The sequence below is a fragment of the Heyndrickxia sp. FSL W8-0423 genome (assembly GCF_038009395.1).
GTDB classification, from domain to species: domain Bacteria; phylum Bacillota; class Bacilli; order Bacillales; family Bacillaceae_C; genus Heyndrickxia; species Heyndrickxia sporothermodurans.
Genome location: NZ_JBBPBE010000001.1, coordinates 2,532,356 through 2,545,292, shown reverse-complemented (window position 1 = coordinate 2,545,292; position 12,937 = coordinate 2,532,356). Strand labels below are relative to the sequence as shown.

13 protein-coding genes are annotated in these 12,937 nt (G+C 35.5%); all 13 read right to left on the bottom strand.

Annotation, left to right across the window (positions count from 1 at the left end):
* Positions 1-56: 56 nt before the first annotated feature.
* Complete coding sequence (locus MKY81_RS12915; RefSeq protein ID WP_107920600.1) at positions 57-704, bottom strand: thiamine diphosphokinase; 648 nt, start codon at positions 702-704, stop codon at positions 57-59.
* 67 nt (positions 705-771) lie between these two features.
* Entirely contained in the window at positions 772-1,425 is a 654-nt protein-coding gene (gene rpe, locus MKY81_RS12910; protein WP_107920599.1) for a ribulose-phosphate 3-epimerase, read from the bottom strand.
* Between the two features lie 3 nt (positions 1,426-1,428).
* Complete coding sequence (gene rsgA / locus MKY81_RS12905; protein WP_107920598.1) at positions 1,429-2,313, bottom strand: ribosome small subunit-dependent GTPase A; 885 nt, start codon at positions 2,311-2,313, stop codon at positions 1,429-1,431.
* Between the two features lie 19 nt (positions 2,314-2,332).
* Positions 2,333-4,360: a Stk1 family PASTA domain-containing Ser/Thr kinase gene (pknB, locus tag MKY81_RS12900; RefSeq protein ID WP_108070661.1), complete on the bottom strand. Its 2,028-nt coding sequence runs from the start codon at positions 4,358-4,360 to the stop codon at positions 2,333-2,335.
* Positions 4,357-5,115, bottom strand: coding sequence for a Stp1/IreP family PP2C-type Ser/Thr phosphatase (locus MKY81_RS12895; RefSeq protein ID WP_108070663.1), 759 nt, complete (start codon positions 5,113-5,115; stop codon positions 4,357-4,359). The genes pknB and MKY81_RS12895 overlap by 4 nt, the downstream gene beginning before the upstream one ends.
* 170 nt (positions 5,116-5,285) lie before the next feature.
* Positions 5,286-6,629, bottom strand: a complete 1,344-nt coding sequence (gene rsmB / locus MKY81_RS12890) for a 16S rRNA (cytosine(967)-C(5))-methyltransferase RsmB (RefSeq protein WP_108070665.1) — start codon at positions 6,627-6,629, stop codon at positions 5,286-5,288.
* 1 nt (position 6,630) lies between these two features.
* Positions 6,631-7,575, bottom strand: coding sequence for a methionyl-tRNA formyltransferase (gene fmt, locus MKY81_RS12885; RefSeq protein WP_108070667.1), 945 nt, complete (start codon positions 7,573-7,575; stop codon positions 6,631-6,633).
* Positions 7,572-8,051, bottom strand: a complete 480-nt coding sequence (gene def, locus MKY81_RS12880) for a peptide deformylase (protein WP_425319818.1) — start codon at positions 8,049-8,051, stop codon at positions 7,572-7,574. The genes fmt and def overlap by 4 nt, the downstream gene beginning before the upstream one ends.
* 23 nt (positions 8,052-8,074) lie before the next feature.
* Complete coding sequence (priA, locus tag MKY81_RS12875) at positions 8,075-10,477, bottom strand: primosomal protein N' (RefSeq protein ID WP_341117988.1); 2,403 nt, start codon at positions 10,475-10,477, stop codon at positions 8,075-8,077.
* Positions 10,477-11,682 carry a bifunctional phosphopantothenoylcysteine decarboxylase/phosphopantothenate--cysteine ligase CoaBC gene (coaBC, locus tag MKY81_RS12870; RefSeq protein WP_341117987.1) on the bottom strand — a complete coding sequence of 402 codons (1,206 nt, stop codon included), beginning with the start codon at positions 11,680-11,682 and terminating at the stop codon, positions 10,477-10,479. The genes priA and coaBC overlap by 1 nt, the downstream gene beginning before the upstream one ends.
* 96 nt (positions 11,683-11,778) lie before the next feature.
* Positions 11,779-11,991, bottom strand: a complete 213-nt coding sequence (rpoZ, locus tag MKY81_RS12865) for a DNA-directed RNA polymerase subunit omega (RefSeq protein ID WP_066230181.1) — start codon at positions 11,989-11,991, stop codon at positions 11,779-11,781.
* A gap of 1 nt (position 11,992) precedes the next feature.
* Positions 11,993-12,607, bottom strand: coding sequence for a guanylate kinase (gene gmk / locus MKY81_RS12860; protein WP_066230178.1), 615 nt, complete (start codon positions 12,605-12,607; stop codon positions 11,993-11,995).
* 9 nt (positions 12,608-12,616) lie between these two features.
* Complete coding sequence (gene remA, locus MKY81_RS12855; RefSeq protein WP_066230175.1) at positions 12,617-12,880, bottom strand: extracellular matrix/biofilm regulator RemA; 264 nt, start codon at positions 12,878-12,880, stop codon at positions 12,617-12,619.
* Between the last annotated feature and the right edge of the window lie 57 nt (positions 12,881-12,937).

Here is a 12,937-nt window from a genome sequence, read left to right as displayed (position 1 = left end):
CTATAGTATTCAATACAAATAAAAATGAATCACCTGATAATTTATGATTACGTGATTTAATCATGACTTCTTATCATCATTAATATGCCTGAAGTAAAAGAAAAATGACCTGTTTCTTGAATAAGTTCATTACTAATACATAATGACGAGCCCATGAAAGTTTGCTTATTCGTTAGTGGATATTTAAAACCACGTAATGTAATATCATTCACTTTCTCACTAAGAGGGACAAATGAAATATATTTTTTATCGCTTCTATTTTCAATCGTATACTCTCCGGGTGAAAAGACGGACACGCTATTTTGTTTATCAATAATTTCTATATTCCATCGAATACATTCCGGACGAGCTAAAAGCATTGTATTTGCAAAAAAGTGATCCGCTCTCCCCCCAGTTGCACCAAAAATCCTAATCTTTAACGGCTTTTGTTTTATAGCCCAAAGTAACGCAAGTTCTAAATCCGTCTCATTTTTTTCAGGTTTAAACCTTTTTATTTCATTTGTCACTTGATCTATTTTTCTCAATTGGGATTCCGTTACTGAATCAAAATCACCAAAAGCAATCGAAGGTATTATTTTTTGATTAAATAAATGAATAACTCCATAATCTACCCCAACCCATTCAATATCCGGTAAATTAAACGATGATAATGGAGGAACTAGCTCTTCTGGTCCTCCCGCCATAATATGTATTATTTTTTGCATGTTTAAGAATCTCCTTTCCTAGCATATAAAAATGAATAAAGTCAGCTAGTGGTAGCTGACTCAAAGTTTATCCTAATTGATCTTTTATTTCATTAATAGCTGCTGTACGATCTTTTTGTTGAAAGATGGCTGATCCGGCAACAAGTACGTTAGCGCCGGCATCATAACAAAGTTTGGCGGTATCACGATTAACCCCACCATCAACTTCAATTTCAATCGCGAGTCCTTTTGTATTAACCATTTCCTTCACTTGCTTAATTTTTGGAATAACAGAATGAATGAAGCTTTGCCCACCAAAACCAGGGTTAACGGTCATTAGTAACACCATTTCAATGTCCTCTAAAACATGTTGAATGGTCTCCACTGGTGTTGCAGGGTTTATAACTACTCCTGCTTTGACACCAAATGAGTGGATTAACTGGAGTGTTCGGTGCAAATGTTTGCATGCTTCAACATGAACCGTGATAATGTCCGCACCTGCTTTGGCAAATGCTTCAATATATTGATCCGGATTTTCAATCATCAAATGCACGTCTAAAGGCAATTTTGTTACCGGTCTTATCGCTTCCACAACTAACGGACCCATCGTTATATTGGGAACAAAATGGCCATCCATCACATCAATATGGATGTAGTCAGCCCCTCCCCTTTCAACATCTTGTATTTCTTCGGCCAATTTCGAAAAATTTGCAGCTAAAATGGATGGTGCAATTTTTACCATAATTTAATACCTCGGCTTTCTCTCTCTAATTTCCTGTAAAAACTGTAAATAATGATGATAGCGATAATCAGCAATTTCATTATTTTCGAGTGCATTTTTAATTGCACATTTCGGTTCGTTTACGTGGAGACACCCTCTAAATTTGCATTCACTACTTCTTTGAGCCATTTCAGGAAAACAATTCGATAGATTTTCCGCTTCTAATTCATCAAATTCTAAAGCACTAAATCCCGGTGTATCTGCGACTAGACCAGAATTATTAATTTCAATTAATTCCACATGTCTTGTTGTATGTTTACCCCGGCCAAGATGAGAGGAAATATGACTTGTTTTTAATGCTAACTCGGGATTAATCGCATTTAGTAGTGATGATTTTCCTACGCCTGATTGTCCTGCAAACACACTTATTTTCCCATCCAAATATGGAAGCAGTTCATTAATCCCCTCTTTTGTTTTAGAAGACGAAAGAATAATTTGATAGCCTATTTTTTCATAATCATTTACAAAATTCATAAGATGTGTTTTTTCTTCATCTGTTAAAAGGTCCAATTTCGTCAAACAAATAATTGGATTAATGTCATTTGATTCTATTATTACTAAAAATCGATCTAATAAAGTTGAACTGAAATCCGGTTCTTTCGCAGAAAATATGAGAATAGCTTGGTCTACATTAGCAATTGGTGGGCGGATTAGTTCATTTATTCTTTCTTTAACTTCCATTATATAACCCTCTCGATTATTTTCTGCCTGGTAAACAACCGTATCCCCTACTAGAGGAGTAATTTTATTTTTGCGAAAAACTCCTCGACCTCTACATTGAATTATTTGATCCTGATCTAATACATAGTAAAAACCACTTAATGCCTTAATTATTTTCCCTTCAGGCATAGCATCGACTCCTTTAATACTATTCTTTTGGGTATGAAACGGTATCCTCAAGTATAACTTTATTATCTCGCATAACTTTATACTTCGCTTTTTTTCCTTCTTCAATGGTAAATTCAAGATTTCTTTTCACAGTTTCGGTGATTGTAAACGTTTCAATCGGTTCGTTTATATTATGATTCATATCTTCAATAAAGATTTGGACATGTTGAGGCTTCGGTTCCTCTTTATTTTCCCCATCATCATCTTCTTCATTTGTTTGCTCATATGGTATCTCAATTTCTCTTTCTACCATTTTCGGCGGCTGTTCCTTTGGACCTTTCGATATAACCACTTTCACTTTATCCCCTTTTACTAGCTCGGTTCCAGGTTCGGGCGATTGTGAAATGACTAAGCCCTCCTTAACAGTATCTGAATATTCCTCTTTGGACATATCAATAATTAGTCCAGTATATTCCTCGTAATCTCTTAAACCTTTTTCATTATACTCTGTTAAGTCTTTTACTTTAATTTTTTCCGGTCCTTTGCTCACTGTAAATGTGAGAATCGTATCACTCGGAATGATTTCTTCGTTGGACGGTGGATCTTGATCGATTATTGTGCCAGCAGCGCTATCATCGTATACATCATTCCTAATATAATCCTTAAATCCTTGCTCCTTCAGCATATCTATTACATCTTCATATTGTCGTCCGGTATAATCGGACATGGTGAATTTTTTCTTCCCGTTACTAATATAAAGATCAATCTCTGCTCCTTCTTTTACCGCTTTTCCCGCTTTAGGATTTGTTTTTATAACTTTCCCTTCAGGTACATCCTCACTTGGTGTTTCATATTTTTTGCCGATTTTTAATTTCAATTCCATGATTTTTTGTATCGCATCATTTACATTTTCTTCCGAAACATCGGGAACTTTAACCTCTTTCGGCCCAGTAATTGTCGGTAAAAGAATAATACTTATTGCAGTCAATAAGACGATTAAAAAAAGAATCGTTCCAACAACCCATGGCCATTTTTTTCTTTTCTTTTTTTGCTTTTTATTTTTTTTCTTTTTCCCATTACTTTTCGAATCATTATCTGCATGATTGTCTTGAGGATCACTTTTAGTATGAACCATCGTTTGATCTTGATTTTCATTATTTGTCATCGCATGGATATTTGTAATAATTGGGATTGCTTTTGTTGCTTCATGATCCTCCGGAATAACAAACTTTGGTTCATTAATTCGATTAGGATCCAATGCAGTTCGAATACTTTCACCCATTTCATCTACCGTTTCAAATCGCTGAAAAGGGTCTTTTGAGGTTGCTTTTAATACAATGTTTTCAACACTTTGTGGTATATCAGGATTCCATCTTTTTAAAGACGGTGTTTCTGTTTGTAAATGTTTAAGTGCAATTGATACAGCTGATTCACCGGAAAAAGGAAGTCTGCCGGTTAACAGTTCGAACATAACGATCCCTAATGAATATATATCCGATTTTCTTGTAGCCATGCCACCGCGCGCTTGCTCCGGTGATAAGTAATGCACTGAACCAAGGACTGAGTTTGTCTGAGTAATGGAAGTTGCACTTAATGCCATTGCAATCCCAAAATCGGTTATTTTTACAATACCATCGTGATCAATTAATATATTTTGCGGTTTAATATCCCGATGAATAATTTGATGTTCATGCGCATGTGAAATAGCTGAAACTAATTGCTGCATAATATCTAACGCTTTTTCTACCGATATCGGATGATATTGTTGTATATATTGCTTTAATGTCATGCCATCAACATATTCCATTACTATATAATAAATATCATCCTCCTCACCTACATCATAAATATTTACGATATTAGGATGATTTAAGCTTGTTGCTGATTGTGCTTCTCGTTGAAAGCGATGTATAAATTCTTGTTCATTTGCAAAATCTAATCGTAATATTTTTATAGCAACATCCCGATCTAGAATAATGTCTCTGGCTAAATACACATTAGCCATACCGCCTCCGCCAATCATGCTGATAATTTTATAGCGGTCACTTATTCTTTTTCCAATTATCATTCATTACACCCGCTTTCAACATCAGTAGCAACATTAATAAGGATAAGTGTAATGTTATCTTCACCGCCATTATCATTAGCTAAATCAATAAATGCTTGAGCTTTCTCTTCAATTGAATTCTCATTTTCCAAAATTTCTTTCATTTGCAATTCGCTCATTTTGTCCGAAAGACCATCTGAGCAAAGAAGCAAATAATCACCTTCCTCAATGATGATTGTTTTAATATCGGCTTCTATTTTCTCTTCAGTACCTAAAGCCTTTAAGACCACATTCTTTCTAGGATGATGTTCGGCATCTTCTTTTGTGATTATTCCCGTTTTAACTAATTCATTCACTAACGAATGATCCTCTGTTATTTGTTTGAAACCATTTTCATTGAATATATAACAACGGCTATCACCAATATTTACAATTGTCGCAAAATCATTTGTACAGATTGCAGCTACTAGTGTGGTTCCCATTCCTTCACATGCGCTATTTCCTCTTGAGTGAACCAAAATTTCTTGATTAATTATGTCCACTCTATCAGAAAACCATTTTTCAGCAGATTCAGCAGTATTGATTCCTGAGGACTTTTCCCATTCGTTATAAAAAAAGTCTACCGTCATCTTACTTGCGACATCACCGGCATTATGGCCGCCCATTCCATCCGCTACAATTGCAAGGCGATCACCTGTTGAATTAACAAAAAATCCCCCATTATCTTCATTGCGTTGACGAATTTTCCCCTTGTCTGTTCGAAAAACAGCCCTCATATAGAAGGTCACCTCGTTTCTTTATAAAAAACCTATACATTGGTCCTATCTAGCAATATTTATCGATTTTAAAAAGGATTACTTGGTTACTTTTACGACTTTATTCATCAATTTTCCTGCTTTTTATTTTGCCATAAGTATAGTTCTTTTTTACTGCTACTTAATGATGTTTATTTGTCCGTGTCTCTCTTTTTAAAACATGCGATAAAAAAACCGTCGCCCCCAAAATCTTGGGGAAATATTTGTACTTTATTTTCTTCTACAAATGGAGTAATTGCTTCCGTCAACTGCAAATGATATGCCTCAAATTCCGATGATGTGAGCAAGAACTGATTGACAGTACCTTCATTTTCTATCTTATCGACAGTACAAGTACTATAGATAAGTAGTCCCCCGGGTTTTACTAATTGTGCAGCCTGCCGGAGTATTGCTTGTTGTATTGATTGTAAAGAAGTTATATCTTCTAATGATTTGCTATATTTAATATCAGGTTTTTTCCGTAAAACACCTAATCCCGAGCAAGGTGCATCTACTAATACACGGTCAAAACTATTTTTTGGAAAATGTTCGGTCACTTTACGACTATCCAATACTTTTGTTTCTATATTATTTAATCCAAGTCTTTTAGCATTTTCATCAATTAGTTTAATTTTATGTTGATGTAAATCTAGAGCAACCACTTTCCCGGTTCCATTTAACTTTTCAGCTATATGTGTTGTTTTTCCACCCGGCGCAGCACAACAATCTAAAATGAATTGATCATTTTTAATATTCATCGCATTAGCTACTAACATAGAGCTTTCATCCTGAACGGTAATTAATCCTTCTGCAAAGGCTTTAGAGTGTGCTAGATTTCCTTTTAACGAGCGGATACCTTCGTGTATGATGGGACTTGGCGTAACTTCATATCCTTCATTTTCCAACATATCGATTACCATTTCCCTAGTCGTTACCATTGTATTTACACGTGCAGTTTGTGTTGGTGCATTTAGATTCGCCTCACACATTTCCTTTGTTTTCTTTATACCGAACTGTTCTGACCATCTACGAACCATCCATTCTGGATGACTAGTTTCAATTGCAATTCTTTCGATTGGGTCATTAATTTCGTCTAATGAAGGGACACCATTTCTTTGAATCGCCCGCAAAACCCCATTAACCATACCGGCTATTCCACGATGACCTCTTTTTTTGGCTATTTCGACTGCTTCAAATATAATCGCTCGATCCGGAATTTTATCTAAATATACCATTTGATATAAAGATAGTCTTAATAATATTTGAACCCATTTTTCTATTTTTTTATTTATAAATGGTTTTAAATAATAATCTAGGGTGAATTTTCTCTGTAATGTACCATATGTAATTTCGGTTAATAACCCTATGTCCGGTCCTTTAATATGATTTCTTTCAATTACGTGATTTAGAAGTAAATTACTATATGCTTGATTTTTCTCGACTGCCTCAAGTATTTCTAATGCCGATTCTCGGACATTCAGTTTTTTATTTCCCATATTATTCTCCTAATATGGTGCCGATTGATAGTTGCGAACCAGCGCCATTTAAAAATTGTGCTGCAGTCATTTTTTTCTTACCGGATGGTTGTAATTCTTTAATTTTAATTCCTGTTGAGTTTCCTGTTGCAACGATGAAACCATCTTTCATTCGTTGAACAATCATTCCCGGTGCTTTTTGTTCTGTTAAAGGAATCTTTTCACTCTCCCACACCTTTATTACATTGCCATCAAGCGTTGTATAAGCTACAGGCCATGGATTTAATCCGCGGATATGATTGTATATTTCTTCACCGGATTTAGTCCAATCGATCTTTTCCTGTTCTCTTTTTATATTTGACGCAAAGGTAGCTAATTCATTATTTTGAGGAATAGGTTTAATTTCCCCATTAATTAATTTAGGAATTGTTTCAGATAATAGTTCCGCTCCCGCTTCACTTAACTTATTAAAGAGTGTTCCCACATTATCAGAATCAGAGATTGGCACCTCTACCTGACTAATAATATCACCCGCATCTAGTTTTTCTACCATATACATAATAGTTATTCCGGTTTTCTTTTTTCCCTGAATAATTGCATAATGAACAGGGGCTCCCCCGCGAAGTTCCGGAAGTAGTGATGCATGCACATTAATACATCCGTATTTTGGAGCATCCAGTAATTCCTTTGGTAAAATTTGTCCAAATGCCGCTGTTACTATTAAATCTGGTTTCATTTCGATAATGTTTTGTAATTCTGTAGAATTGCGAATTTTCTCCGGCTGCAAAACAGGAATTTGATGTTTTTCCGCTTCCACTTTAACAGGAGGAGGAGTTAAAGTTTTTTTCCTGCCTACCGGGCGATCGGGTTGTGTAACTACTGCTATTACTTCATACCCATCATTTATTAATCTTTTTAAAACAGGAACCGAAAAATCCGGAGTTCCCATGAATACAACTTTATTCATTCTTCCTCATACCCTTCTAATTCTTCTTCATCAATATATTTGAGTACTTTCGTCGTAAATAATACGCCGTGAAGATGATCAATTTCATGTTGAATAGCACGAGCTAGATAATCTTCAGCCTCTATATAAAATGTACGCCCTTTTACATCCTGGGCTTGGACTTTAACATAAAAGGGACGTGAAACTGTACCATATAATCCCGGGAAACTTAAACATCCTTCGACATCTGTTTGTTCACCGCTTTTTTCGATAATTACTGGATTTATTAAATTAAGTCTGCCAGTATCATCACCGATATCAACCACTGCAATTTGTTGATCAATACCAATTTGTGGAGCTGCTAAACCAACTCCATCAGCAGATAGCATTGTTTCATACATGTCATTTAGCAGTACTTTTAATTTTTTATCAAATTGTGTAACCGGCTCACATTCTTTTTCTAATATGTCGGCCGGATGTTTTACGATTGTGAGAATTGCCAAGATCTTTCCTCTTTTCTTTACATCATTATATAAGGATTGACATCTATGCTGATTGTTAGTCCTTCAGATGTGATTTGTTGTTGGTAATGCTCTAGTAAATAGCGGAGATGTTTATTTAATTCTGGTTCTCGTTTGTATTTTAGCAAACATTGATAGCGATATCTATTTTTAATCCTAGGAATAGGTGAGGTGGTAGGTCCTAGAATGATCGTATCGTTTGATAATTTTGCTTGTAAGTATTTTGTTATTTTTTCAGTAATGGATACGACTTTCATTAAATCCTCATGAATAACTGTAATTAATGTTATAAAGTAAAAAGGTGGATAGGAACCTAGTTTTCTCATCATCATTTCCCTATTATAAAATTGGTCATAGTCCTGGGCTCCCGCCAATTCAATGCTATAATGTTCCGGTGTATACGTTTGAATGACAACTTCCCCCGCCAACTGGTGCCTTCCCGCTCTTCCACTTACCTGTGTTAATAACTGAAATGTTTTTTCAGAGGAACGGAAATCTGGTAAGTGCAACATCGTATCAGCACTTAATACCCCTACAAGCGTAATATTAGGAAAATCCAATCCTTTTGCAATCATTTGAGTTCCTAATAATATGTCAGCTTTACCATCTTGAAACTGTTGAAGTAACCTTTCGTGCGAGCCTTTTCTACTAGTAGTATCCACATCCATTCGAATCACTCTAGCTTCGGGAAGTAATTTATTGAGTTCTTCTTCAACCTTCTGTGTCCCTGTTCCAAAATATCGAATATGTTCACTTAAACATTCAGGACATTGAGTAGGAACAATGGATTCATACCCACAATAATGGCACTTCATTTGATTGGAATAACGATGAAAAGTTAGGGAAATATCACAATGTGGACATTGAAGAACATAGCCGCAGTCTCGACACATAACAAAGGAAGAATGCCCCCTACGATTTAAAAAAAGGACCGTCTGTTGGTTCTTTTTTATTCGATCCTGAAGTTTTTCAAAAAGTTCCCGGGAAAACATTGACCGATTTCCTTCCCGTAATTCTTCCCTCATATCAACAATGGAAACGGAAGGTAGAGCCTGATTATTCATTCTTTTTTTCATGGAAAGCAGTGTATAAATCCCTTTTTGTGATCGTGCAAAAGACTCTAGCGATGGTGTCGCACTTCCCAAAATGACTGGACATTGATGTAATTCTCCCCGATAAATCGCCACATCCCTTGCGTGGTATCGTGGATTTTCCTCTTGTTTATAACTATTTTCATGTTCTTCATCAATAATAATAATCCCTATATTTTCAAATGGGGCAAATATTGCCGATCTTGCTCCAACAACTACTTTTGCTTCTTTTCTTTGTATTTTTCGCCATTCATCATATTTTTCTCCGATAGATAATCCACTATGAAGTACTGCTACATCATTTCCAAAACGGCTTTTAAATCGTTCAACCATTTGGGGAGTCAAAGCAATTTCCGGAACTAAAACAATGGCTTCTTTTCCTTTATTGATTACTTTTTGAATAGATTGTAAGTAAATTTCTGTTTTTCCACTTCCGGTAACCCCATTTAAGAGAAAAGTTTCATGATAATTTTCTTCAATCGATTTGATGATTGGGGTAATTACTTTCTGTTGTTCCATTGTTAATTGAAAAGGAGTTGTTTTTTGGAATTGTCGATGTTCATAAGGATCACGATATTCTTCTTTATTTTCTTCCTTTAAATAACCTTTGTTTATTAATGATCGAATCGTCGCTGTGGTTGAATTTGTATCTTCTAATACCTTTTTAACTGGAATAGATTTGGTCGAAGTTAGAAAATATTCTAGTACCAATTTTTGTTTTAAAGCATTCGGAGATAAATTCTTTAAGGCAGTAAGCAATTCATCATTCGATAATAAACTTGTAATCATTCGGACAGTTTTTTTATTCGCTTTATTCTTTACTAAATACTTAATTTCGACCGTTCCATTTTTAATTTGCTCTTGCAGTACAGGTAAACTATTATTATTCTTCGCAACATCCCATCTTAGCTCATCTTTATTTCCAAACAATTCATCCAAAAATGGATTCGTTCCTCCATCTAATCGATGAAACACTTTTTCATACTTTGCCTTCATTGCGGCAGGAAGCATAGCTTGGTAGGCTGATATTTTTAAACATAAAACTTTTTCAGATAGCCATTTACCCAAGTTTAATAATTCTTCATTTAATACCGGTGATATATCTAAAGGTTCATGAATATATTTTAATTTTTCCACATCACTATGGTCCTTTTGTTCAAGTACAAAGCCTTGAATCATTCGAGGACCAAATGGAACAGACACCCTCATTCCCGGCCGAATAAAATTTATCCATTTTTCCGGTACTAGATAATCAAATAATTTATCAGTATTCATTGTAGGAACATCTACAATTACACTAACTATTTGCATTATTCTTCTCCTCTTTTTAGTTCACGGGAAATTTCTCGAAGAATTTCTTGCGCTGTTTCATTTTTACTTAAAAGCGGTAACTCTTTTTTCGTTCTATCCTTTTTATAAATCGTTACAATATTTGTGTCACCGCCGAATCCTGCACCTTGTTTACTTACATCATTGGCGACAATGATATCCGCATTTTTTCTTTCTAGCTTCCCCCAAGCATTTTCGTCAACATTTTCGGTTTCAGCCGCAAATCCTACTAAAAATGGCTTGTCCTTTTTTTGGCCCAATTCTTTTAATATATCCTTCGTTCTCTCTAATTCAAAAACTAAGTTCCCATCTTTTTTCTTCATTTTTTGCTCGAATACTTGTTTCGGTTTGTAATCAGCCACTGCCGCACTTTTAATGACTACGTCCGCTTCATTATAATGGCTCATTACTGCTTCATACATATCCTCGGCACTGGTAATTTGAATATGTTTAACCCCGTGTGGAACGTTTAGACCTTCAACTCCGGAAACAAGTATGACGTTAGCCCCTAATTTTACCGCCTCTTCGGCAATGGCAAATCCCATTTTCCCAGATGAGCGATTGGTAAAATAGCGGACAGGGTCAATTTTTTCTTTAGTAGGACCTGCCGTTACTAAAATCGTTTTCCCTGTCAACTCAGTAGAGTGTGAATTAAAATGCTCCGAGATTAACGATACTATTTTTTCCGGCTCTTCTAACCTTCCTTTGCCTACGTAACCGCACGCTAAATAGCCTTCACTCGGTTCAACAAATTCATAGCCGAAACCTGCCAATATTTGTATATTTCGCTTTACGGCCGGGTGATCATACATATGTACATTCATTGCAGGAGCAATCCAAACTGGTGATGTAGTAGCAAGTAAAGTCGTCGAAATCATATCGTCAGCAATACCGTTCGCTAATTTTCCAATTATATTAGCAGTTGCCGGTGCAACTAAAACAAGGTCCGCCCAATCTGCTAAATCGATATGTGCTATAACTGCCGAATTTTTCTCATCAAATGTATTAGTATATACATCATTCCGAGATAATACTTGAAATGTCAGGGGTGTCACGAATTCACAGGCAGATGTACTCATAATAACCTTCACATTTGCACCTGCCTGGGTTAATTTACTTGTTAATGCCGCTGCTTTATATACCGCAATTCCGCCTGTTACACATAATAAAATATTTTTTCCGATCATGAAAAATCCCCCATTTTATGAGTGTTTATTTTTATTATGAATGATTTTGAACTAGGTTAAAAGAAAAAACAACCCAAACAGGTTGTTTTTCCACTTTTATGAAAAATCTTTATTATTATCTGTTTTTACGACTAATGTTTTCGCATAAATTTCTTCTAATGCCTTGCCGACATACTTTTGCGATTCAAAATGATCTAATGTCTCTTTACCATCTTCCTGAAGGTGACGAGCACGCTTTGCCGCTACCGAAACAAGAGAATATTTCGAATCAATTATTTTCAACAATTTATCAATAGATGGGTATAACATTTTATTCAACCTCCAGCATTTTTATATATCTTGGGGCAACTCGCTCTGTACGGCAGTGTTCTGCTTGAACAATGGCGTTTATACGTTCACATGCAGCCTCAACTTGATCATTTTCGACGACATAATCATATAATCGCATAAGCTCGATTTCTTTTCTCGCTTCTTTCATGCGATTATTAATTAAATCATCGGATTCGGTTCCTCTTGTCGTAATCCGTGTTTGTAATTCTGAAAGGCTTGGTGGGGCAAGAAAAATAAACAGTCCATCAGGAAATTTCTCCCTTACTTGTTTAGCACCTTGAACTTCAATTTCTAAAAATACATCTTTACCCGAATCCAATGTTTCTTTTACATAATCAATTGGAGTACCGTAATAATTGCCAACATATTCTGCATACTCCAAAAGCTTATCTTGTTTAATTAAAGCTTCAAACTCTTCCTTTGACTTAAAAAAATAATCAACCCCATCGACTTCACCTTCTCTTGGTTTCCGTGTCGTCATAGAGATAGAATATTCAAACTTCGTTCCACCTTTAGAGAAAATCGCTTTCCTAACAGTTCCTTTTCCAACACCAGATGGTCCCGAAAGAACAATTAATAACCCTTTTTCCTTCATTCAAGAATCCTACCCTTCTTCACCATTATCGTCCTTATTTCCTAGACGATGTGCAACTGTCTCAGGCTGAACAGCAGATAAAATAACATGATTATTATCCATTATAATGACAGCCCTTGTACGCCTTCCGTAAGTTGCATCAATTAAGCTTCCGCGATCTCTTGCATCTTGAACTAGTCGCTTAATTGGAGCAGATTCCGGACTTACAATTGAAATAATCCTATTTGCCGAAACAATATTCCCAAATCCGATGTTTATTAGCTTTATAGACATCATTATCCCCCAAACAACTAATAGTCTATTTTACACCTTAAATCATGTAAATAATCA

Bases quoted from the DNA above. Each gene is read 5' to 3' on its own strand.
- MKY81_RS12915 (WP_107920600.1), bottom strand. From the start codon at position 704: ATGCAAAAAATAATACATATTATGGCGGGAGGACCAGAAGAGCTAGTT.
- rpe (WP_107920599.1), bottom strand. From the start codon at position 1,425: ATGGTAAAAATTGCACCATCCATTTTAGCTGCAAATTTTTCGAAATTG.
- rsgA (WP_107920598.1), bottom strand. From the start codon at position 2,313: ATGCCTGAAGGGAAAATAATTAAGGCATTAAGTGGTTTTTACTATGTA.
- pknB (WP_108070661.1), bottom strand. From the start codon at position 4,360: ATGATAATTGGAAAAAGAATAAGTGACCGCTATAAAATTATCAGCATG.
- MKY81_RS12895 (WP_108070663.1), bottom strand. From the start codon at position 5,115: ATGAGGGCTGTTTTTCGAACAGACAAGGGGAAAATTCGTCAACGCAAT.
- rsmB (WP_108070665.1), bottom strand. From the start codon at position 6,629: ATGGGAAATAAAAAACTGAATGTCCGAGAATCGGCATTAGAAATACTT.
- fmt (WP_108070667.1), bottom strand. From the start codon at position 7,575: ATGAATAAAGTTGTATTCATGGGAACTCCGGATTTTTCGGTTCCTGTT.
- priA (WP_341117988.1), bottom strand. From the start codon at position 10,477: ATGCAAATAGTTAGTGTAATTGTAGATGTTCCTACAATGAATACTGAT.
- coaBC (WP_341117987.1), bottom strand. From the start codon at position 11,682: ATGATCGGAAAAAATATTTTATTATGTGTAACAGGCGGAATTGCGGTA.
- rpoZ (WP_066230181.1), bottom strand. From the start codon at position 11,991: ATGTTATACCCATCTATTGATAAATTGTTGAAAATAATTGATTCGAAA.
- gmk (WP_066230178.1), bottom strand. From the start codon at position 12,607: ATGAAGGAAAAAGGGTTATTAATTGTTCTTTCGGGACCATCTGGTGTT.
- remA (WP_066230175.1), bottom strand. From the start codon at position 12,880: ATGTCTATAAAGCTAATAAACATCGGATTTGGGAATATTGTTTCGGCA.